Origin of the sequence: Streptomyces sp. DT224, from assembly GCF_049844595.1 — a bacterium.
Classification (GTDB): Bacteria; Actinomycetota; Actinomycetes; order Streptomycetales; family Streptomycetaceae; genus Streptomyces.
This window is the reverse complement of record NZ_JBNCLI010000002.1, coordinates 154,005-176,198: the sequence shown is the minus strand read 5'-3', so window position 1 is coordinate 176,198 and position 22,194 is coordinate 154,005. Positions and strand designations below refer to the sequence as shown.

At 72.0% G+C, this 22,194-nt stretch carries 17 protein-coding genes and 1 tRNA gene; 11 read left to right on the top strand and 7 right to left on the bottom strand.

All coding sequences use genetic code 11. From position 1 onward, the window contains the following. Nucleotides 1-77: 77 nt before the first annotated feature. Nucleotides 78-1,010, top strand: a complete 933-nt coding sequence (locus tag ACLQ2N_RS04540) for a class I SAM-dependent methyltransferase (RefSeq protein ID WP_425809252.1) — start codon at nucleotides 78-80, stop codon at nucleotides 1,008-1,010. A gap of 75 nt (nucleotides 1,011-1,085) precedes the next feature. Here ACLQ2N_RS04540 and ACLQ2N_RS04535 read toward each other — a convergent pair whose 3' ends face one another. Continuing rightward, the gene (locus ACLQ2N_RS04535) at nucleotides 1,086-1,922 is read right to left on the bottom strand and encodes an aldo/keto reductase (protein WP_425809250.1); all 837 of its coding nucleotides are present in this window, start codon (nucleotides 1,920-1,922) and stop codon (nucleotides 1,086-1,088) included. 91 nt (nucleotides 1,923-2,013) lie between these two features. Next, nucleotides 2,014-3,813: an AMP-dependent synthetase/ligase gene (locus tag ACLQ2N_RS04530; RefSeq protein ID WP_425809248.1), complete on the bottom strand. Its 1,800-nt coding sequence runs from the start codon at nucleotides 3,811-3,813 to the stop codon at nucleotides 2,014-2,016. Between the two features lie 457 nt (nucleotides 3,814-4,270). On the opposite strand from ACLQ2N_RS04530, the gene ACLQ2N_RS04525 reads away from it, so the two are divergent. Further along, a complete protein-coding gene (locus tag ACLQ2N_RS04525) occupies nucleotides 4,271-5,284 on the top strand; it encodes a bile acid:sodium symporter family protein (protein ID WP_425810201.1) in 1,014 nt (337 codons plus the stop codon). 162 nt (nucleotides 5,285-5,446) lie between these two features. Here the strand turns inward: ACLQ2N_RS04525 and fdhD are convergent, their stop codons facing one another. Next, nucleotides 5,447-6,283, bottom strand: a complete 837-nt coding sequence (fdhD, locus tag ACLQ2N_RS04520; RefSeq protein WP_425809246.1) for a formate dehydrogenase accessory sulfurtransferase FdhD — start codon at nucleotides 6,281-6,283, stop codon at nucleotides 5,447-5,449. 248 nt (nucleotides 6,284-6,531) lie between these two features. Here fdhD and ACLQ2N_RS04515 point away from each other — a divergent pair, with 248 nt between their 5' ends. The 7 genes from ACLQ2N_RS04515 (at nucleotide 6,532) to ACLQ2N_RS04485 (ending at nucleotide 14,810) form a co-directional block, all read left to right on the top strand. Continuing rightward, nucleotides 6,532-7,482, top strand: coding sequence for a beta-ketoacyl-ACP synthase III (locus tag ACLQ2N_RS04515; RefSeq protein ID WP_425809244.1), 951 nt, complete (start codon nucleotides 6,532-6,534; stop codon nucleotides 7,480-7,482). 147 nt (nucleotides 7,483-7,629) lie between these two features. Beyond that, complete coding sequence (locus ACLQ2N_RS04510) at nucleotides 7,630-8,811, top strand: ROK family protein (protein ID WP_425809242.1); 1,182 nt, start codon at nucleotides 7,630-7,632, stop codon at nucleotides 8,809-8,811. 65 nt (nucleotides 8,812-8,876) lie between these two features. Beyond that, nucleotides 8,877-10,403: a sugar ABC transporter ATP-binding protein gene (locus tag ACLQ2N_RS04505; protein WP_425809240.1), complete on the top strand. Its 1,527-nt coding sequence runs from the start codon at nucleotides 8,877-8,879 to the stop codon at nucleotides 10,401-10,403. Then, nucleotides 10,400-11,434, top strand: a complete 1,035-nt coding sequence (locus tag ACLQ2N_RS04500; RefSeq protein ID WP_425809238.1) for an ABC transporter permease — start codon at nucleotides 10,400-10,402, stop codon at nucleotides 11,432-11,434. Before ACLQ2N_RS04505 ends, ACLQ2N_RS04500 begins: the two co-directional genes overlap by 4 nt. Before the next feature lie 52 nt (nucleotides 11,435-11,486). After that, a complete protein-coding gene (locus ACLQ2N_RS04495) occupies nucleotides 11,487-12,527 on the top strand; it encodes a substrate-binding domain-containing protein (RefSeq protein WP_425809236.1) in 1,041 nt (346 codons plus the stop codon). A 49-nt stretch (nucleotides 12,528-12,576) separates the two neighbouring features. Next, on the top strand, nucleotides 12,577-13,791 hold the full coding sequence (locus tag ACLQ2N_RS04490) for a Gfo/Idh/MocA family protein (RefSeq protein ID WP_425809234.1): 1,215 nt from the start codon (nucleotides 12,577-12,579) through the stop codon (nucleotides 13,789-13,791). 14 nt (nucleotides 13,792-13,805) lie between these two features. Further along, the gene (locus tag ACLQ2N_RS04485; protein ID WP_425809232.1) at nucleotides 13,806-14,810 is read left to right on the top strand and encodes a sugar phosphate isomerase/epimerase family protein; all 1,005 of its coding nucleotides are present in this window, start codon (nucleotides 13,806-13,808) and stop codon (nucleotides 14,808-14,810) included. 25 nt (nucleotides 14,811-14,835) lie between these two features. On the opposite strand, the gene ACLQ2N_RS04480 is transcribed toward ACLQ2N_RS04485, so the two are convergent. Further along, nucleotides 14,836-16,140, bottom strand: a complete 1,305-nt coding sequence (locus tag ACLQ2N_RS04480; protein WP_425809230.1) for a DUF2254 domain-containing protein — start codon at nucleotides 16,138-16,140, stop codon at nucleotides 14,836-14,838. Between the two features lie 257 nt (nucleotides 16,141-16,397). Between ACLQ2N_RS04480 and ACLQ2N_RS04475 the strand changes: the two genes are divergently transcribed. After that, nucleotides 16,398-16,482 (top strand) — tRNA-Leu (locus ACLQ2N_RS04475). 110 nt (nucleotides 16,483-16,592) lie between these two features. Then, the gene (locus ACLQ2N_RS04470; RefSeq protein WP_425810200.1) at nucleotides 16,593-17,414 is read left to right on the top strand and encodes an RNA methyltransferase; all 822 of its coding nucleotides are present in this window, start codon (nucleotides 16,593-16,595) and stop codon (nucleotides 17,412-17,414) included. Between the two features lie 34 nt (nucleotides 17,415-17,448). Here ACLQ2N_RS04470 and ACLQ2N_RS04465 read toward each other — a convergent pair whose 3' ends face one another. The 3 genes from ACLQ2N_RS04465 to ACLQ2N_RS04455 all read right to left on the bottom strand — a co-directional run bounded on the left by ACLQ2N_RS04465 (nucleotide 17,449) and on the right by ACLQ2N_RS04455 (nucleotide 21,906). Then, nucleotides 17,449-19,596, bottom strand: a complete 2,148-nt coding sequence (locus ACLQ2N_RS04465) for a UvrD-helicase domain-containing protein (protein ID WP_425809228.1) — start codon at nucleotides 19,594-19,596, stop codon at nucleotides 17,449-17,451. A 54-nt stretch (nucleotides 19,597-19,650) separates the two neighbouring features. After that, nucleotides 19,651-21,174, bottom strand: a complete 1,524-nt coding sequence (locus tag ACLQ2N_RS04460) for a serine/threonine-protein kinase (protein WP_425810199.1) — start codon at nucleotides 21,172-21,174, stop codon at nucleotides 19,651-19,653. A gap of 576 nt (nucleotides 21,175-21,750) precedes the next feature. Beyond that, nucleotides 21,751-21,906, bottom strand: coding sequence for a hypothetical protein (locus ACLQ2N_RS04455; RefSeq protein ID WP_425809226.1), 156 nt, complete (start codon nucleotides 21,904-21,906; stop codon nucleotides 21,751-21,753). Nucleotides 21,907-22,194: the final 288 nt, after the last annotated feature.

Here is a 22,194-nt window from a genome sequence, read left to right as displayed (position 1 = left end):
CGGCCCACCGCCCCCGGCGGCTTGCCGGAACGGCAAGCATGTTTGCCTCAGCGGTGGCGCGTGGTGACCCTGGTGCCATGAGCAACCACTCCGGCCACGGCCACCACCACGACGGCCACCAGAGCCTGCACCACGAGCCCTCCGCGCACGGGCACCACGGCGGGTCCGAACCCGACTGGGACGTCATGGCCCCGCTCCTGGAGCGCAACGCCGAGCTCAGCAGCGCGCAGTACACCGAGGCGGCCCGCTGGATCGCCGCCCTGCCCACCGCCCCGGAGGCCCGCCGGGTCCTCGACGTCGGCGCCGGACCCGGGGTGGTCGCCTGCCTGCTCGCCGAGGTCTTCCCGGACGCCGAGGTCGTCGCCGTCGACGGCACCCCCGCCCTCCTCGACCGCACCCGCGACCGGGCGCGGCGGCTCGGGCTGGACGACCGCGTCACCACCCTGCACGCCACCCTCCCCGACGAGCTCTCCACCCTGGGCGAGGCCGACCTGATCTGGGCGGGCAACACCCTGCACCACATGGGCGACCAGCGCGCCGTGCTCGCCGGATTCGGCGGGCTGCTGCGTCCCGGCGGCACCGTCGCCCTGGTCGAGGGCGGGCTCCAGGCCCGGCAGCTCCCGCGCGACCTGGGCTTCGGCAGGCCCGGCATCGAGGCCCGGATGGAGGCCGCAGAGGCGGAGCTCTTCCAGGAGATGCGCGCGGAGCTGCCCGATGCCCGGCGCGAGGTCGAGAACTGGGCGGCCCTGTTCGAGGCCGCCGGGCTCACCCCGCAGGGCACCCGCAGCTTCCTGCTCGACCTGCCCGCGCCCCTCGGCGACGCGGCCCGGGAACAGGTCGTCGCGGACTTCACCCGCCGCCGCGACGGGCTGGGCGACCACCTCGACGCCGACGACAACGCCGTGCTCGACCGGCTCCTCGACCCCGAGGACCCGGCCTCCCTGCACCGCCGCCCGGACGTCTTCCTGCTCCTGGCCCGCACCCTCCACCTGGGCCGGCGCGACGCCTGAACCGCCCCCGTCCCACACGAAACCGCCGCCTCGCCCGGGAAGGAGCGGGGCGGCGGTTCCGTAGGCCCGTGGCGGTCAGGCGCCGGCGTTGAACTCGCCCGGGTTCGGGCCGAGGCGCTTGCCCTCGTCCAGCGCCGCGAACGCGGCCAGGTCGTCCGCGTCCAGCTCGAAGTCGAACACGTCGATGTTCTCCGCGATCCGCGACGGCGTCACGGACTTCGGGATCACCACATTGCCCGTCTGGAGGTGCCAGCGGAGCACCACCTGGGCGGGCGTGCGGTTGTGCTTGCGGGCGACCGCGACGACCGTCGGGACCTCCAGGAGGCCCTTGCCGGAGCCGAGCGGCGACCACGCCTCGGTGAGGATGCCGTGCTTGGCGTGCAGGGCCCGCGACTCGGCCTGCTGGAGCTGCGGGTGCAGCTCGATCTGGTTGAGCACCGGCACCACGGAGGTCTCACCGAGCAGCCGCTCCAGGTGCTCCGGGAGGAAGTTCGACACGCCGATGGCCTTCGCGCGGCCGTCGGCGTAGATCTTCTCGAACGCCCGGTAGGTGTCGACGTACGCGTCCTTGGCCGGCACCGGCCAGTGGATCAGGTACAGGTCGACGTAGTCGAGGCCCAGCTTCTCCAGCGAGGCGTCGAAGGCGCGGAGCGTCGAGTCGTACCCCTGCTCGGTGTTCCACAGCTTGGTGGTCACGAACAGCTCGTCGCGGGCGACACCGGAGGCGGCGATGGCCTTGCCCGTGCCCGTCTCGTTCTGGTAGATCGCGGCGGTGTCGATGCTGCGGTACCCGGACTCGATGGCGGTGGTGACCGCCTTCGTCGCCTCGTCGTCCGGCACCTGCCAAACTCCGAACCCGAGCTGGGGCATCTCGACGCCGTTGTTGAGGGTGAGGGAGGGGACCTGGCTCACGAGCTGAGGATCCTAACGTTGAGGGGTGGGACTCCCAGGGTCAACGATCAAGGAGGCCCGCGCATTCCCGGCGCGGCGATCCGTTCCGCGCTCAGCGGTACAGCGCGTCCACCTCGGCCTCGTACGCCGCCTCGATCGCCTTGCGCTTCAGCTTCAGCGACGGCGTGAGCAGCCCGTGCTGCTCGCTGAACTGGTGCGCCAGGATGCGGAACGTACGGATGGACTCCGCCTGCGAGACCGCGGTGTTCGCCGCCACCACCGCCCGGCGCACCTCCATCTCCAGATCCGGGTCGCGCACCAGCTCGCCCGGCGACAGCGACATGCGGCCCTGCATCGTCAGCCAGTGCTCCACGGCCTCCTGGTCGACGGTGACCAGCGCCGCCACATAGGGCCGGTCGTTGCCGACGACGATGCACTGCGCCACCAGCGGATGCGCCCGCACCCGCTCCTCCAGGGCGGCCGGCGACACGCTCTTGCCGCCGGACGTCACCAGGATCTCCTTCTTCCGCCCGGTGATCGTCAGATAGCCGTCCTCGTCCAGCGCCCCCAGGTCCCCGGTGGCCAGCCAGCCGTCGTTGAGCACCGCGTCGGTCGCCTTCGGGTCGCCGAGGTACCCGCCGAAGACATGGGCCCCGTGCACCCACACCTCGCCGTCCTCCGCGATGTGCACCGTGCTGCCGGGGATCGGCTGCCCGACCGTGCCGTACCGGGTGCGCTCCGGCGGATTGGCGGTGGCCGCCGCCGTCGTCTCGGTCAGCCCGTACCCCTCGTACACCGTCACCCCGGCGCCCGCGAAGAACAGCCCGAGCCGGCGCTCCATGCCCGAGCCGCCCGACATGGCGTGCCGGATGCGGCCGCCCATCGCCTCGCGGACCTTCTTGTACACGACCTTGTCGAAGAACTGGTGCTGCATCCGCAGCCCGGCCGAGGGACCGGGGCCGGTGCCGAAGGCCCGGGCCTCCATCGCCTCCGCGTACTTCACCGCGATGTCGACGGCCTTGTCGAACGGCCCCGCCCTGCCCTCCGCCTCCGCCTTGCGCCGCGCCGCGTTGAAGACCTTCTCGAAGATGTACGGCACCGCCAGGATGAACGTCGGCCGGAACGAGACCAGGTCCGGCATCAGGGCCTTCGCGGACAGCTCCGGCTGGTGTCCCAGCTTGACCCGGCCCCGGATCGCGGTGACCTCCACCATCCGCCCGAAGACGTGCGCCAGCGGCAGGAAGAGCAGCGTCACCGCCTCGTCGCCCGGTCTGGAGTGGAAGACCGGCTCCCAGCGCGAGGCCATGGTGTCCGCCTCGAACATGAAGTTGGCGTGCGTGAGGACGCAGCCCTTGGGGCGGCCCGTGGTGCCCGAGGTGTAGATGACGGTCGCCACCGACTCCGGGGTCACCGCCCGCCGGTGCCGGTGCACCACCTCGTCCTCGACGTGCGCACCCGCCTCCACCAGCTCCGCCACCGCACCGGCGTCCAGCTGCCACAGCCGCTTCAGCTGCGGCAGCCGGTCGATGACCGAGGCCACCGTCATCGCGTGGTCCTCGTGCTCCACCATCACCGCCGACACCTCGGCGTCGTGCAGCATCCACAGCACCTGCTCGGCGGAGGACGTCGGATAGACCGGCACCGACTGGGCGCCCACCGCCCACAGCGCGAAGTCGAACAGGGTCCACTCGTAGCGCGTACGCGACATCAGGGCGACCCGGTCACCGAACCGCACCCCGTGTGCGATCAGCCCCTTGGCCAGCGCCAGCACCTCGTCGCGGAACACGGCCGATGTCACATCCTGCCAGTTCCCGTCCGCGTCCTTCCGGCCGAGCGCGACCCGGTGAGGGTCTTCGTCGGCATGGTCGAACACCACATCGGCGAGGCCGCCCACGAGGGGCGCGGCCGCCATGGGTGGGACAGTGAACTCGCGCAATGACCTGCTCCTTGTGGTGCTCCGCACAGCGCCGCGACGCTACCCCAAGGGGCGTCGGCGCGGGAGTGCCCGGGACGGTCGGTACCGCGTGGTATCTGCACTGGTCAGGGGCCGAAATCCGGCCAGATGGGCAAGGCTCGGGCGCGCTTGGGACCGCGGGGTAAGCGGCTCGCACGGGAATCTCCACCGAATCTGTACGCCACGATCACTGCGGGTGTGGGGGGCTGTGTACCGGTATGGCCGGTCCGGTGGGAACGCCCCCCGGCGGGCCGTCGCGTTCCGTGCATTCTCCCCGGCCCCGAACCCCGTCATGCCTGCTCACGCCGACGTGACGGCGGTAACAGTGCGACGCGCGCATTTCCCGTTCGCGGCCCCCCGCGCGCAGGATGGGCCCGGGCACGACACGACCCGAACGGAAGAACACGTGAAACACCTGAGCCGCCGCATCCCGCAGCCGCCGTCCCGGCTGCCGGTCGACCCGTACATAGCGGCGCTGATCGGCACCGTCGTCCTCGCGGCACTGCTGCCGGCCTCGGGCCCGGCCGCCGAGGTGGCCGGCGGCGCCTCCACGGGCGCGGTCGCGCTCCTGTTCTTCCTGTACGGGGCGCGCCTGTCCGCGGCCGAGGCGCTGGACGGCCTGCGCCACTGGCGGCTCCACCTCACGGTGCTGGCCTGCACCTTCGTCGTCTTCCCGCTCCTGGGCCTGGCGAGCGCGGGCCTCGTGCCGTACGTCCTGTCGCCGCAGCTGCAGAGCGGCTTCCTCTTCCTGTGTCTCGTCCCCTCGACCATCCAGTCCTCGATCGCCTTCACCTCGATCGCCCGGGGCAACGTGCCCGCCGCGATCTGCGCGGGCTCCTTCTCCTCGATCGCCGGGATCTTCCTCACTCCGCTCCTCGCCGCCGCGCTGCTCGGCGGCAGCGGGGGCGGGTTCTCCGGTGACGCCCTGTTGAAGATCGGCATCCAGCTGCTGCTGCCGTTCGCGGCGGGCCAGCTGCTGCGCCGCCGTATCGGGGGCTTCGTCGCCCGGCACCGCAAGGCCCTCGGTCTGGTCGACCGGGGCTCGATCCTGCTCGTCGTCTACACCGCGTTCAGCGAGGGCATGGTCGCCGGCATCTGGCACCAGGTCACCCCGGCCCGGCTCGGCGCGCTCCTCGCCGCCGAGGCGGTCCTGCTCGCGCTGATGCTCACTCTGAGCTGGTACGGCGCGAAGCGCCTCGGCTTCGGCCGGGCCGACCGCGTCGCGATCCAGTTCGCCGGGTCCAAGAAGAGTCTGGCCTCCGGGCTGCCCATGGCCAGCGTCCTCTTCGGCGCGCAGGCGAGCCTGGCGGTGCTGCCGCTGATGCTCTTCCACCAGATGCAGCTGATGGTCTGCGCGGTGATCGCCAGGCGGCGCGCCCGCGACGGCCAGGACGCCGTGTCGCCGGAGGCGGCGGTGCGGGTGGGTTAGGGCCTGTCCGGCGGATCAGGGTCGGACAGGGCGCGGCGTCTGGTGCGGTGCATCGCAAGGCGCCGAAACGGCCTGATAGCGGAGCTATCCGGGTGTTTCGGCAACGCGGCGAGGTGCCGTGCAAGGCGTCGCGGCCCCGGCCATGATTCGCCGGACAGGCCCCTAGCCCGCGTCCAGCGCGATGCGGTGCTCTCCCGCGTACACGTTCATCGAGGGCCCCCGCAGGAAGCCGACCAGGGTCAGGCCCGTCTCGGCCGCCAGGTCGACGGCGAGGGACGAGGGCGCCGAGACGGCCGCCAGCACGGGTATGCCGGCCATCACCGCCTTCTGCGCCAGCTCGAAGGAGGCCCGCCCCGACACCAGCAGGATCGACCGGGACAGCGGCAGCCGCCCGTCCGTCAGCGCCCGGCCGACCAGCTTGTCGACCGCGTTGTGCCGCCCGACGTCCTCCCGTACGTCCATCAGCTCCCCGGCCTCCGAGAAGAGCGCCGCCGCGTGCAGGCCCCCGGTCCGGTCGAAGACCCGCTGGGCCGCCCGCAGCCGGTCCGGGAGCCCGGCCAGCAGCGCGGGCTCCAGCAGCAGCGGGGGAGCATCGGCGACGGGGTGCCGGGTCGTGGTGCGGACGGCGTCCAGGCTGGCCTTGCCGCACAGCCCGCAGGACGACGTGGTGTAGACGTTGCGCTCCAGGGTGATGTCGGGGACCTCGACGCCCGTCGCGAGCCCGACGTCCACCACGTTGTACGTGTTGACCCCCTCCGCGGTCGCGCCCGCGCAGTACACGATCGACCGCACATCGGCCCGGTCGCCGATCACGCCCTCGCTGACCAGGAAGCCCGCCGCCAGCGCGAAGTCGTCGCCAGGGGTGCGCATGGTGATGGCGAGCGGCTTCCCGTTCAGCCGGATCTCCAGAGGCTCCTCGGCGACGAGGGTGTCGGGGCGGGTGGAGACGGCCCCGTCCCGGATGCGGATGGTGCGGCGGCGCTCGGTGACCCGTCCCATGACCGTTGGACCCGATTTTCTGTGCGTGAAGGCTGGGGGGCGCACCGGCGGTGTGCCCCGACGCTGCCATTGTCCTGCACCGCCTGCGCGGCGCCGCAACCGGAGGGACCGGTCCCGGGCCACCGGCGGCTGGTGTCGAGCCCTCCAAGCCGGAGCCGGTATTCCTGTGGGATCACCTGCCCCCGTACCGGGCGGTAGCGACCAAGACTGGTTGGTTCCTGACAGATGGAGCGAGGGGACCTTTGTTTATGACCGGCTCACGTGTCGTGGCGCTCGGCCACTACCAGCCCGCCAAGGTGCTCACCAACCAGGACCTGGCGGCCATGGTCGACACCAGTGACGAGTGGATCACCAGCCGCGTCGGCATCAGGACCCGCCACATCGGCGGCCCCGACGAGCCGGTGGACGAGCTGGCCGCGCACGCGGCCGCCAAGGCCCTCGCCTCGGCCGGTCTCCAGGCGTCCGACATCGATCTGGTGCTGGTCGCCACCTCCACCGCCATCGACCGTTCGCCGAGCATGTCGGCCCGGGTCGCCGCCCGCCTGGGCATGGAGGCGCCCGCGGTCATGGACATCAACGTGGTCTGCTCCGGCTTCACCCACGCCCTCGCCACCGCCGACCACGCGCTGCGGGCCGGGGCCGCCACCCGGGCCCTGGTCATCGGCGCCGACAAGATGGGCGACATCGTCGACTGGACGGATCGTTCCAGCTGTGTGCTGATGGGGGACGGCGCCGGCGCGGCCGTCGTCGTCGCCGACCCGGCGGAGGGCGGGCGCCCCGGCATCGGGCCGGTGCTGTGGGGGTCGGTCCCCGGCATGGGGGACGCGGTCCGCATCGAGGGGACGCCGCCGCGCTTCGCGCAGGAGGGCCAGTCCGTCTACCGCTGGGCCACCACCCAGCTGCCTCCCATCGCCCGCAAGGTGTGCGAGAAGGCGGGCCTGACCCCCGAGGACCTGGCCGCGGTCGTCCTGCACCAGGCCAACCTGCGGATCATCGAGCCCGTCGCCCGGAAGATCGGCGCGGTCAACGCCGTCGTCGCGCGCGACGTGATCGACTCCGGCAACACCTCCGCCGCCTCCATCCCCATGGCCCTGTCCAAGCTGGTCGAACGGGGCGAGATCCCCAGCGGCGCCCCGGTCCTCCTCTTCGGCTTCGGCGGCAACCTCAGCTACGCGGGACAGGTGATCAGCTGCCCGTGAGCCGCGGGCCGCCCGGGCTTTGTCCTCGGAGTGGAGAAAGTCCGCCGGATTTCCGCGCGACTTCTTCCCAGCCCCGGCAACCGCTGCTACGTTCCCCTCCCAAGCCCGACGGACAGGCCGACGAGGCGGGAGGGGCGCGTGAGACGTATGACGGCACGACCCGCGAACGCCCACCAGGCGCGACTGCTCCGGCTGTTGCGCGACGGTGGGCCCAACTCCCGGGCGAAGCTGGGCGATCAGGTCGACCTCTCCCGGTCCAAGCTGGCCGTCGAGGTCGACCGGCTGCTGGAGACCGGACTCGTCGTCGCCGACGGGCTCGCCGCCTCCCGGGGCGGACGCCGCTCGCACAACATCCGGCTCGCCCCGCACCTGCGCTTCCTCGGCGTCGACATCGGCGCCACCTCCGTCGACGTGGCGGTCACCAACGCGGAGCTGGAGGTCCTGGGCCACCTCAACCACCCCATGGACGTACGCGAAGGGCCCGTCGCGGTCTTCGAGCAGGTGCTGTCCATGGCGGCGAAGCTCCGGGACTCCGGGCTCGCCGACAGCTTCGACGGCGCCGGGATCGGCGTCCCCGGACCGGTCCGCTTCCCCGAGGGCGTCCCCGTCGCGCCCCCGATCATGCCCGGCTGGGACGGCTTCCCGGTCCGCGAGGCACTCAGCCAGGAGCTGAGCTGCCCGGTCATGGTCGACAACGACGTGAACCTGATGGCCCTGGGGGAGCAGCAGGCAGGCGTCGCCCGTTCCGTGGGCGACTTCCTCTGCGTCAAGATCGGTACGGGCATCGGCTGCGGCATCGTCGTCGGCGGCACCGTCCACCGGGGCGCGACGGGCAGCGCCGGCGACATCGGGCACATCCAGGTCGAACCCGGCGGCCGGCTCTGCGCCTGCGGCAACCGGGGCTGCCTGGAAGCCCACTTCAGCGGCGCCGCCCTGGCCCGCGACGCCGAGGACGCGGCCCGCGCCGGACGGTCCGGGGAACTCGCGGCCCGGCTCGACGCGTCCGGCCGCCTCACCGCCGCGGACGTGGCCGCCGCCGCGGCCGCCGGGGACGCCGCCTCCCTCCTCCTGATCCGCGAGGGCGGCAACCGCGTCGGCCAGGTCATCGCGGGCCTCGTCAGCTTCTTCAACCCCGCCCTGGTGGTGATCGGCGGCGGGGTGACCGGACTCGGCCACACCCTGCTGGCCGCCGTCCGGACCCAGGTCTACCGGCGCTCCCTGCCGCTGGCCACCGGCAACCTGCCGATCGTCCTGGGCGAGCTGGGACCCGCCGCCGGAGTCACCGGCGCGGCCAGGCTCATCAGCGACCACCTCTTCTCACCCGCCTGACCCGCCCGGCCCGCCCGGGCGGCCGGCCCCACACACCCGCACCTCGTCCAGCGAGGGGATTCGTCATGGCTCCGCAACCACCGCTGCTCACCATGTCCGGCATCACCAAGTACTTCCCCGGTGTCCGCGCCCTCGACGGCGTCGACCTGGAGGTCCAGGCCGGCGAAGTGCACTGCCTCCTCGGCCAGAACGGGGCCGGCAAGTCCACCCTCATCAAGGTCCTGGCCGGCGCCCACCAGCCCGACGAAGGCGCGATCACCTGGTGCGGCGCCCCCGCCGAACTCAAGTCGCCGATGGCGGCGATGCGCCTCGGCATCGCCACGATCTACCAGGAACTCGACCTGGTCCGGGGCCTGTCGGTCGCCGAGAACGTCTTCCTGGGCCACGAGTTCACCAGCGCCGGCTTCGTCGTCCGCTCCCGCCGCGCCCGCGCCGAGGCCGCCGCCCTGCTGGCCCGCCTCGGCCACCCGGAGATCGACGCGGCCCGCCCGGTCGGCGAACTCTCCGCGGCCCAGCAGCAGATCGTGTCCATGGCCCGGGCGCTCTCGCACGACGTACGGCTCATCGTGATGGACGAGCCGTCCGCCGCGCTGGACCCCGACGAGGTCGGCAACCTCTTCCGGGTCATCGCCTCGCTCACCGCCGACGGCGTCGCCGTCGTCTACATCTCGCACCGCCTGGAGGAGATCCGCCGCATCGGCGACCGGGTGACGGTGCTCAAGGACGGCCGGGCCGTCGCCTCCGGGCTGCCCGCCGAGACCACCCCGACGCACGACATCGTGGCCCTGATGACGGGCCGCAAGGTGGAGTACGTCTTCCCGCCCCGCACCCCGCCACCGGCCGGGCGTGCCGACGCCACCCCCGTACTCACCGTCGAAGGGCTCTGCAGAGAAGGGGAGTTCGCCCCGGTCGACCTGGAGGTCCGGCCCGGGGAGATCGTCGGCCTCGCCGGGCTCGTCGGGTCCGGGCGCTCGGAGATCCTGGAGACGGTCTACGGCGCCCGCCGGGCCACCGCCGGACGGGTCACCGTGGACGGGAAGGCGCTGCGGCCCGGGAGCGTGCGCTCCGCCGTCGCCGCCGGCATCGGCCTCGCCCCCGAGGAGCGCAAGGCCCAGGCCCTGCTGATGCTCGAATCCGTCACCCGGAACGTCTCGCTGTCCACCATGTCCCGCTACTCCAGGGCCGGCTGGCTGAACCGCATCGCAGAGCGCAGGGCGGCGGGGGAGGCCACCCGGACCCTCTCGCTGCACCCCGACAACCCGGACATCCCCGTCCGCACCCTCTCCGGCGGCAACCAGCAGAAAGCGGTCCTGGCCCGCTGGCTGCTGCGCGGCTGCCGGGTGCTGCTGCTGGACGAACCGACCCGCGGCGTCGACGTCGGCGCCCGCGCCGAGCTCTACGCCGTGATCCGCCGGCTGGCCGGTGAAGGGCTGGCCGTCCTGCTCGTCTCCAGCGAAGTGCCCGAAGTCCTGGGCCTCGCCGACCGCGTGCTCGTCCTGCGCGAAGGCCGTGTGGTGCACACCGCCGACGCCACGGACCTGGACGAGCACCGCGTACTCGACCTCGTGATGGAAGGGAGCCCGACGTCATGACCCACCCCGTACCCACGGCGCGGCAGAGCGGGCCGGACCAGGGCCCCGCCCCCGTGACCCTGAAGAAGAGCGGAGCCCCGCGCGCCCTCGGGCTGCGCCTGGACCTGCACACCCTGTCCCTGCTCGGCATCCTCGCCGTGCTGGTGGCCGTCGGCGGATTCACCGAGCCCGACGCCTTCCTGGACACCAAGAACCTCCAACTCATCCTGACCCAGGCGTCGGTGATCGGTGTCGTCACCGTCGGCGTGACCTTCGTCATCACCTCGGGCGGCATCGACCTCTCGGTCGGCGCCATGGTCGCCCTGGCCTCCGTCTGGGCGAGCACCGTCGCCACCCAGGAGTACGGGCTCGCGGGCATCCTGTTCACCGCCGTGCTCGTCGGCCTCGGCGCCGGTCTGGTCAACGGGGTGCTCATCGCGTACGGGAGGGTGGTGCCGTTCATCGCGACGCTGGCGATGCTCGCCTCGGCGCGCGGGGTCGCCCTCATGATCACCGACGGTAAGACCCAGATCGTCACCGTCGACGCGGTCCTGGACCTGGGGCTCCCGGACTCCTACCTCCTGGGCATCCCGCCGCTCGTCCTGATCTTCGCCGCGGTCACCGTCGCCGGCTGGCTGCTGCTGAACCGTACGACCTTCGGCCGCCGCACCGTCGCCATCGGCGGCAACGCGGAAGCGGCCCGGCTCGCCGGCATCGACGTCCGCCGGCAGCGGCTCTACCTCTACCTGCTGTCCGGGCTGTGCTGCGGCGTCGCGGCCTTCATGCTGATCATCCTGTCCGGCTCCGGTCAGAACACCGCCGGCAACCTCTACGAACTCGACGCCATCGCCGCCGCGATCATCGGCGGCACCCTCCTCAGCGGCGGACGCGGCACGATCACCGGCTCCGTCCTCGGCGTCCTGATCTTCACCACGATCACCAACATCTTCGCGCTCAACAACCTCCAGAGCGACGTCCAGCAGATCGCCAAGGGCGCGATCATCGTCGCCGCCGTCCTCGCCCAGAGCCGCACCACCCGTACCGAGACCTGACCCGCCCCGGCCACCTCCCGCACCCACCCACCGGATGAAGGGTTCCACAGCCATGCCGCAAACCAGTCGCAGAGGGCTCCTGTTCGGCACCGCAGCCGTCTCCGCCGGCGCCCTCCTCACCGCCTGCACCAGCAACGACCCCAAGGAGAAGGACGCGCCCGCGCAGAGCGGGGCGCCCGCCGCCGACGACAAGCCGGGCAAGCCCGTCACCATCGGCTTCGCCGGACCCCAGGCCGACCACGGCTGGCTCAACGCCATCAACGAGAACGCCAGGTCCCGGGCGAAGAAGTACTCCGAAGTCACCCTGGAGACCACCGAGGGCTCCAACGACACCGCCGCCCAGATCGGCCAGGTCAAGACCCTCATCAACAAGAAGGTCGACGTCCTGGTCGTCCTGCCCGCCGACGGCAAAGCCCTCACCCAGGTCGGCCTGGAGGCCATGCGGGCGGGCATCCCCGTCATCAACCTGGACCGGATCTTCGCATCGCCGCAGGCGTACCGCTGCTGGGTGGGCGGCGACAACTACGGCATGGGCCTCAACGCCGGCACCTACATCGGCGAACAGCTCAAGGACAAGAAGAACGCCAAGGTGGTCGAGCTCGCCGGGATCGACAACCTGGAACTCACCAAGCAGCGCAGCAAGGGCTTCTCCGACGCGCTGAAGAACTACCCCAACATCGAACTGGTGGCCCGTCAGGCAGCCGATTTCACCGTGGAGTCGGGCCAGGCGAAGATGGCGCAGCTCCTCCAGGCGCAGAAGAAGTTCGACGCCCTCTGGAATCACGACGACGACCAGGGCGTGGGCGCCCTCCTCGCGATCAAGCAGGCCGGCCGCGACGAGTTCCTGATGGTCGGCGGCGCGGGCGCCAAGTCCGCCATGGACGCCATCAAGGCCGGTGACAGCGTCCTGAAGGCCACCGTCCTCTACCCGCCGACCATGGCCGCATCCGCCATCGACCTGGCCCGGGCCCTCGGCCAGTCCAAGGGCGTCTCCGGCCTCTCCGAACTGGAGATCCCCACCAGCCTCACCCTGTACTCCGCCGTCGTCACCAAGGACAACGTCGACCAGTACCTGCCGACGGGCTTCAACTGACCGCCCCGCACCCGTACGTGCCGCACCACCGACGAGGAGGAGGCCCCGGATGGCCCAGAGGGATCAGACGCAGCAGGAGACGGCAGCGCCGCCGACGCTCGGGATCGGCATGGTCGGATACGCGTTCATGGGAGCCGCCCACTCACAGGGCTGGCGCACCGCCGGACACGTCTTCGACCTGCCGATGCGGCCGGTGCTCGCCGCGGTCTGCGGACGCGACCGCACCGCCGTCGAGGCCGCGGCCGACCGGCACGGCTGGGCCGCCGCCGAGACCGACTGGCGCGCCCTGATCGCCCGCGACGACGTGCACCTGGTCGACATCTGCACCCCCGGCGACAGTCACGCGGAGATCGCCGTCGCCGCCCTGGAGGCCGGCAAGCACGTCCTCTGCGAGAAGCCGCTCGCCAACACCGTGGCCGAGGCGGAGGCCATGACGGCGGCGGCCGAGCGCGCCGCCGCCCGGGGCCGGTCGGCCTTCGTGGGCTTCAACTACCGCCGGGTGCCCGCCCTCGCCCACGCCCGCCGGATCATCGCCGACGGCCGCCTCGGCACCCTGCGCCACGTGCGCGCCGTCTACCTCCAGGACTGGCTGACCGACCCCGCCTCCCCGCTCACCTGGCGCCTCGACAAGGACCGCGCGGGCTCCGGCGCGCTCGGCGACCTCGGGGCCCACGTGGTGGACCTCGCGCAGCACCTCGCGGGGGAGCCGCTGGCCGCGGTGTCGGCGCTGACCGAGACCTTCGTACGCGAACGCCCCCGGTCCGCCGGGCCGTCCGGAGGGCTCGGCGGCGGGGCGGCGGCCGGGGACACCGGCCCGGTCACCGTGGACGACGCCGCCGTCTTCACCGGCCGGTTCCCCTCCGGCGCCCTGGCGTCCTTCGAGGTGACCCGGATGGCGGCCGGCCGCAAGAACGCCCTGCGCCTGGAGATCAACGGCGAGCGCGGCTCGCTCGCCTTCGACCTGGAACGCCTCAACGAACTGTCCTTCCACGACCACACCGAACCCGCCGCCACGGCCGGTTTCCGCCGCGTCCTCGTCACCGAGCCCGAGCACCCGTACCTGGAGGCGTGGTGGCCGCCGGGCCACACCCTCGGCTACGAGCACACCTTCGTCCACCAGGCCCGGGACGTGGTGTGCGCCATCGCCGCAGGAGGCGCCCCGTCCGTGCCGTCCTTCGCGGACGGCCTCCAGGTGCAGCGGGTGCTGGCCGCGGTGGAGGAGAGCGCCGCGAAGAACTCCGCCCTCACCCCCGTAACCCTCTAGGAGGTCCCGTCCCCATGCCCCGTTCCTTCACCCTCTTCACCGGCCAGTGGGCCGACCTCCCGCTGGAGGAGGTCTGCCGGCGTGCCCGCGACTTCGGCTACGACGGCCTCGAACTCGCCTGCTGGGGCGACCACTTCGAGGTGGACAAGGCCCTCGCCGACCCGGCGTACCTGGACGGCCGCCGGGCCCTGCTCGACACGTACGGCCTGAAGTGCTGGGCGGTCTCCAACCACCTGGTGGGCCAGGCCGTCTGCGACCACCCCATCGACGAACGCCACCAGGGCATCCTGCCCGCCCGCATCTGGGGCGACGGCGAGCCGGAGGGGGTGCGCCGCCGGGCCGCCGCCGAGATGGCGGACACCGCGCGGGCGGCGGCCGCCTTCGGCGTGGACACCGTCATCGGCTTCACCGGCTCGTCGATCTGGCACCTGGTCGCGATGTTCCCGCCGGTCCCGCCGCACATGATCGAGCGCGGCTACGAGGACTTCGCGGAGCGCTGGAACCCGGTCCTGGACGTCTTCGACGCGGAGGGCGTGCGCTTCGCCCACGAGGTGCACCCCAGCGAGATCGCGTACGACTACTGGACCACGCACCGCGCCCTGGAAGCGGTGGACCACCGGCCTGCCTTCGGCCTGAACTTCGACCCGAGCCACTTCGTCTGGCAGGACCTGGACCCGGTCGGCTTCCTGTACGACTTCCGGGACCGGATCTACCACGTGGACTGCAAGGAGGCCCGCAAACGCCTCGACGGCCGCAACGGCCGCCTCGGCTCCCATCTGCCCTGGGGCGACCCCCGCCGGGGCTGGGACTTCGTCTCGGCCGGTCACGGTGACGTGCCCTGGGAGGACGTCTTCCGGATGCTGCGGTCCATCGGCTACGAGGGCCCCGTGTCGGTGGAGTGGGAGGACGCGGGCATGGACCGGCTGGCGGGCGCCCCGGAGGCGCTGGCGACCCTGAAGCGGTACGACTTCGACCCGCCGAGCGCGTCCTTCGACGCGGCGTTCGGCGGCAAGGACTGAGGAACGGCAGGGCCTCGGGGACCGCTCAGCCGATGCCCTGCCGGTCGGGCAGCAGCGAGAACTCACGCTCATCGGTGTCCGGCACCGCGTGCTCCACCGCCTGGACGAGGAGCGTGCGGTGCCGGACGAGCGGCCCCCGCCGGTCCGGCCCGGCCAGCGGCACCAGGTCGTCGATGCCGGCGAGCAGCCGCCGCGTCACCTGAGGGGCGCCCGCCGCACACCGGCGCACCTCCTCGAAGCCCAGGTCCACCAGGTCCTCCCAGCCCGGCACCTCCTGCACCAGCCGCACCGCGCCCTTGCGGTCGCGGTGGTGCACGGTGCCCAGCGGCAGCCGCACCACCGCCGCCAGGAACTGCACGATCCGGTCCAGGCACTGCACGGCCGTCGTCGGGTCGTTCACCGCGGGGGACAGCGCCCGCAGCGCGATGTCCGACAGTTGGCGCAGCCCGAACGCCAGATCCTGGTGCAGGGTGCGCTCGACGCCCACCGACACCGTGTACCGCAGGGTGTGCCGGGCCGGCGCCGCCCCGCCGTGCACGGCGAGCACCGGCGTCCCCGGCACCACGAAGTCCCCGAGCCGGGGGATCAGCCGCAGCACCACGCCCTGGCGCCGGGCGGCCCGGACCAGCCGGGCCACGTTGACATCGCGGAGCACCCCGGCCCGTCCCTCGTGCAGGATCTGCCCGGTCTCCTCGGGCAGCGGCTGCCCGTCCGGGCGGCCGGCGGGCATCCGGCCCAGCACCCGGAAGGTGTCCCGGGTGATGTGGTCGAGGACGGGCCCGATCTGCATCAGGCGCAGCGTGGAGCTCACGTACGCGATGAAGAGGAGCAGGCTCAGCCCGACGAGCAGGGCGGTCAGCACGCTCTGCACGAACGGCAGCGAGGTGACCCGGCGCGGGTCGGTCTCGCTCTCGTACGAGCTGAGGACCAGCAGCGAGAACACGAACGTCGCGAGAAACACCGACAGCGTCAGCTTGCTGATCCGGCTCCGTACGAAGATCCGCACCACCCGGGGCGTGAGCTGGCCGCTCGCCATCTGCACCGCGACCAGCGAGATGCTGAACACCACACCGATGAAGGTCATCATCGCCGAGCTGACCGTGACGACGATCTGCTTGGTGTCCTCGGCGACCTTCACCAGGTCCTGGATCTCGTCGTACGCCTGCTCCTCGCGCAGGTACGAGACGATCCGCTCGTCCAGCGCCGCCGCGGCGAACCACAGCACGCACGCGCAGACCAGCGTCAGGGCCGGGGCGAACCAGAAGGTCTCGCGCAGGTGCTCGCGCAGCGGCGACAGCGCGCGGGGAGGACGGGATCCTCGATCACTCATGCAGGCGAAAGTATCCCGCCCCGCGCGGCCACCGGCGGAACGAGCCGCCGACCCTCCGGCGGCACGTTCCGTACGCGCGCGGCGACGGTCCGTACGGGCGGCGCGCGGCCCCGGGCCGAAACACTCCCCGGAGCCGCCCGCACCGCACTGACCAGCGCAATGTTCCTCGGTGGGCCACCCGCTATCCAGGTGAAAGGCACCCCAAACCCCTGGTATTGTTTTCTTTGTCGCCGCGGGAAACCGGGGCGGATCACCTGGTCCGGGTGGCGGAATGGCAGACGCGCTAGCTTGAGGTGCTAGTGCCCTTTATCGGGCGTGGGGGTTCAAGTCCCCCCTCGGACACTCATCCAGTTCCCACGGTTCATCGCGAACCGTGGGAATTTCTGGTTTCCGGGACGGCCCCGCGCCGCCGCCGGAGCGGCCGATCACCCCATGGAGGACCCCCGGTGGCTGTGCAGCGGATCACGACCCGCAACGCCCGCTTTCAGCAGTTCCAGACGCTGCTCACCAACCGGACCAAGCGCGGACGCGCCGGCGAGTTCATCGTCCAGGGCGTCCGGCCGATCACCATGGCCGTCGAGCACGGCTGGACCATCCGCTCCCTCCTGTACGACGCGAGCCGCCCGCTCTCCCGCTGGGCGGAGGAACTGGTGCGCGGGATCACCACGGAACGCATCGCCATGGCCCCCGACCTGCTCGCGGAGCTGAGCGAGAAGGCCGAGGGCGCCCCCGAGGTCCTGGCCGTGGTCGCGATGGAGCCGGACGACCTGACCCGCCTCCGGGTCGACGAGGACTTCCTCGGCCTCGTCTTCGACCGCCCGACGCAGCCCGGCAACATCGGCAGCATCGTCCGCTCCGCCGACGCCTTCGGCGCCCGCGGGCTCATCGTGACGGGGCACGCGGCCGACCCGTACGACCCGAAGGCCGTCCGCGCGACGACCGGCTCCTTCTTCGCCCTCCCCGTCGTCCGCACCCCCTCCCACCGCGAGGTCGGCGACTGGCTGGACGCCGAGCGCGACCGGGGTCACCCGGTGGTCGTCGTCGGCACCGACGAGGACGGCGAGTGCGACGCCTCGGAGTTCGACCTCACTCAGCCCGTCCTGCTCCTCATCGGCAACGAGACGGCGGGCCTGAGCAACGCCTGGCGCGAGCGCTGCGACCACGTCGTCAGCATCCCGATGACGGGCTCGGCCAGCTCCCTCAACGCCTCGAACGCGGCGTCGATCGTCCTGTACGAGGCGCGGCGGCAGCGGCTGGCGAAGGCGCGGGGCTGAAGGGACCCCCTCCCACCACCACCCGACCGCGCCGCTACCCGCTCTGCCCCAGCCCCGCCTCCACCAGGAACGCGCTCGGTGCGCCCGACCAGGACACGTACAGCCCGTCCCGCGCCCGCGTGCAGGCGACGAACAGCAGACAACGCTCCGCCATGAGGTCCGAGGCGTGCTGTACGGGATCCACATCAACCGGTGTCACGGCCCGGGGGTACGGCAGCGCGCCCTCGCTCACCCCGATGACCGCGACGCAACGGAACTCCAGCCCTTTGAACGCATGCATCGTGCCCACCTGCACGGCGTCCGGCGCGGAGGGGCCGTCGCCCCGCAGCCTCGTCGCCAGGATTCCCGCCGCCCGGAGCCGGTCCACGGCCTTGTCGCAGTTCTTGTTGAAGCGGGCCGTCACACCGATGTCTCCCGGCGCGATTCCGCTGTCGACCCAGCCCCGGACACGCGTGAGCAGGGCGTCCAGCTCCGCCTCCTCGGTGGCCGCCGCGCAGACCTCGGGCCCCTTGCCGTGCAAAGCCGAGCGGTATCCGAGCAATGTCTCGTTGTCGGCGTCGTCCGCGAGCTGCTCGAAGGGCCGTCCCACGAGGAGTGCGGTGGACCAGCTCAGGATCTCGTGCGTGGAGCGGTAGTTCTTGCGCATCTTCGCCGACCGGCCCGCGACCTTGATCCCGACGGACTTCAGCGACACCTTGGAGTCGTAGATCCGCTGGTGCGGGTCCCCGGCGATGAACAGGTCGTCCGGGCGCTGCGGGGCCGCCGCCCGCAGCAGGCGCCACTGGGCGGGGTGCAGATCCTGCGCCTCATCGATCACCACGTGCCGGTACCGGGGCCCCTGGGCCGCCAGCAGGTCGGCGGCCTCCGCACACGTGCCCAGGTAGGTGCGCAACCCGTCCGAGGCGAGCCGTTCGGTGAACTCCTCCACCGTGCGCCATACGAGCGGACGGGCCGACGTGGGGAACTTGCTCCCGCGGCCGCGACGCTCACAGCCCACGTACTCCTGCTCGGTCCGCAGATTCTGCGCCAGGACCACGTGCCGGTACTCCTGGCTCAGGAACTGCACGCTGCCGGTGAACCCGGTCGCCTTCGCCGCCTGGGCCCACCGTGTCTCCTCCTCACCGCCGCGCAGCGGCCGCCGCGAGGTGGACAGGACCCGCCCCGCGAACGCGTCCACGGTCATGATGTCGACCCGGTCCCGCAGCGCCTCGTCCTCGACCAGGGTGGCCAGCCCCGCCCTCAGGGCGCCCACCAGTGCGTTGGTGTACGTGGTGAGGAGGATGCGCTCCCCGTCCCTCAGGTACCGCAGCAGATGGCGGACACGGTGCAGTGCGACGACGGTCTTGCCCGTACCGGGACCCCCGGTGACCTGAGCGGGACCGGAGTACGAGGCCCGGTAGGCGACCTTGTGCTGTGACGGGTGGAGGAAGACCCGCCAGGCGGCGAACGGCTTGTCGAGGATGTCCCGCAGCTCCTCCGAACCGGTGACGTGCGCGATGCGGGTACGGGTACGGCGGATGGCGGTCGCGAAGTCCTCGGTGTCCACGGGTGCGTCGTCCCCGGGCGAGGCGGCGAGCGCGACGGAGACGACGTCCCGCCACACCTCCTCCACGGTGAATCCGGCGGCGAGGTATTCGAGTACCTCACGCTGGTCCTGCGGGAAGTACGGTGCGAAGACCTCCAACTGCTCGGCGTCGGTCAGCGCCCGCGCCTGGCGGAGCGTCGTCTCGTCGATGCCGAGCGCCGCCATGTCCCCGTCGGACACCTTCGAGAAGAGCCGGCGGTCGGAATCGACGGCGATCCGCTCGTACGCGGGCGTGAGCTCGTCGAGCATCGCGATGTCCCGCACCTCGACGGCACGGGTGACCGTGTTGATGCTCGCCCTCTGCTTGACGGCCCAGTCGATCGCCTTGTCGTGCGGCATTACGCGCAGCAACACGTACGTGTCCCCGCTGTCTGGGGCGAGTACGACGCCTCGCGTGGCCTGATCGATCCTGATGGTCCGGATGTGGGGGTCCCGCGCTCGCTTCAGCGATTCCAGCTTCAGCCCGGGGTCCTTGAACAGCTGGTCCAGAGTGAGCCGCTCGAATTTCTCCCACGCGTCGAACACCCCCTGTTTCACGCTGCCTTGCAGCTTGCCGAGCTGGGCGCAGAAACCGATGTCGAATGCGAGATGCGGCATGGTCGTACTTTCCGGGGAGGAGGGATGGGGTGGTCCGGGTGGGTGGTGGATGGGTCAGGCGGCAGGCCCGTCGAGCCCCAGGCCGATCAGGGCAAGTGCCTCGGCCACCTCCTCACTCATCTCGTCCTCGGACCCGAAGACCACGCACAGGTCCTCGTACAGCGGTCGCAGAATCCGGTCCGCCTCGGCCGCCTGTCCCTGCGCGAGCAGCAGCATCCCGATGTCTCGGCGCAGCTCGACCGCCTCCTCGCTCAGGTCGCTGTCGACGGACCGTACGACGGCCAGGAGGGTGCGCAGTTCGGCGAGCGCGTCGGTGGCCCGACCGAGTTCCGCGCGGCAGCGGGCGGCCTGGGCGCGACAGGCACGCGCCGAGGCCCCGGTCGGCCCGTCGGTACGCGCGTACGCGTCGGCCAGCGCATCGAACTCGGGCAGCGCCGCCCGGTAGTCCCCGCCGAGGAGCTGGATCGCCGCCCGGTTCTTCCGTAGCGCCAGCACCCATGTGCTCTCGGCGCCAAGGACGCGGGCAGCGGGGTCGATGATCTCGCCGAGCACCTCCGCCGCCTGAGCGAACCGCTCCTCCTCCAGCAGTGCGCCCGAGTGAGCGAACGCCGCCTCGATCTCCTGGCGCAGCTGCGCAGGCACCGGCACGGCGACGGGAGCCGGCGCGGCGGTCGTCGGCGCGGTGGCGCGCCCGCTTCCGGCCCGCGCCCGCGGGGCGTACGGATCGCGGAAGATCCTTGTCGGGTCGGGCACGCCCGCCGGTCCGCCGGCTTCCGGTGCGTGTGTGTCGCCCGGTGCCGGCAGAAACGGCCGCAGCCGCTCGTACACCTCCTGCACATCGGCCGGCCGTGCCTCCGGCGACTTCAGCAGCAGCTGGAGGACGAGCTCCTCCAGGGCCTGCGGCACCTCCGGGCGCAGCACGCGCAGCGGGGTGGGAGCCGCGTTCACATGCTGGTACATCACCAGGTACTCGCTGTCCGCGCTGAACAGCACACGGCCGCTGAGCAGTTCGTGCAGCACGCACCCGAGTGCGTAGAGATCGGTCTGCGGCGAGATACGCCCGCCGCGCACCTGCTCCGGCGCCATGTATTGGTACGTGCCGACGGGGCTGCCGGTCGCGGTCAGCTTGGTGACATCGGTCCGCAGTATGGCGGCGATCCCGAAGTCGAGGACCTTCACCGTCCCGTCACGTGCGACCAGGATGTTGCCCGGCTTCAGGTCGCGGTGGATGACCGGAACCTCGTGTGCGTGCGACAGAACGGTGGCGACCTGCGCCGCCACGGCTACCGCCCAGCTGACCGGGAGCGGATGGTCCGGGTGGATGCAGGCGGACAGCGGCATGCCGTCCACCAGCTCCATCACGAGGAACAGCCGGTCGTGGCTGTCGTCGAGCACCGCGTCGTAGACCTGCGGCACACCGGGGTGCTGGATCCGCGCGGTGATGCGCGCCTCCCGGCGGAACCGCTTGGCGAACTCCTCGGCCAGCTCCGGCGAGTCGGCCACGGCCTGCGGCCTGATCCGCTTCACGGCGACGGGCCGGTCCAGCACCGTGTCGAAGCCCCGCCACACGTCCCCCATGCCGCCGTTGGCGAGCGGTTCGAGGAGCTCGTACCGACCGGCGATCGACTGCTGCTGCGGCACATGTCCCCCGGGTGTGCGTACGTGCGGGTGCGGGGCCGGGCATGTACGGCACACGCGTACGGTCCCGGCTCCGGCAACGTCGGGGCAAGTCTCTCCGGAAGGACGATCACCGGTCCAGCCGAGGCCGGACCGGTGATCGCGCAACGTTGCTTTCCGGTCACAGGGCTGTGTTTTACACGGCAGGCACCTCCACCACGGCCCAGACCGTCTTGCCGGGTCCGTCCGTGCGCGGACCAGCCCCAGCGATCTGCCAGCGAAGCCACCAGGAGCAGCCCCCTGCCCCCGTCTCCTTCTACGCCTTGGTCTCCACTGAGCCCGGCCCACGGAGGCCGGCCGCACGGGCATCCGCTCGCCGCGGGTCTCGGTGACCTCGACGCGCAGCGCGGTCCCCTCGGCGGCCGGCCGCAGCCGGAAGTCCCACCCCGGCACGTGACCGTGGCGCACGGCGTTCGCGCTCAGTTCGGCGACGACCAGTGTCATTGCGTCGTGCGTGGCACTGCCGTACGGGGCACCCTAGGAGTCGAGTCGTTCCCCGGCCAGCCGACGGGCGAGCTGGCAGCTGCGGGGCGTGGAGCTGAGACGCATCTCGAAGTGGCGGCAGGGGAAGCGGGGGTGGGCGGCCGCGCCGTGCCGGAGAGGGCGGACGGGGAGGGGTGGGTTACTGGTCATGCCCCTACGCTTTCGCGTCGTCGCTCATGGTTGCCATGGGTGACGCGCGGTCGCGCAGCGGTTGTACGCGGAAGGCGCGGGGCTGTACGCGCGGGCGACAGGCCTTGTGGCAAGGGCGATCGGAAGACGCGGGATTCTGCGGAGCGGCGGTCACGCGTACATGCGGCATGAACTCGCTGCATGGCAGTTCGGCTGGGCCTGCGACTCATGCGCGCTGCCGGACCAAGAGAGTAGGAGGGGCGTTGGCCTGACGCCACGGTGAAGCGTGGCCCTTGGCGGCAGGATCTC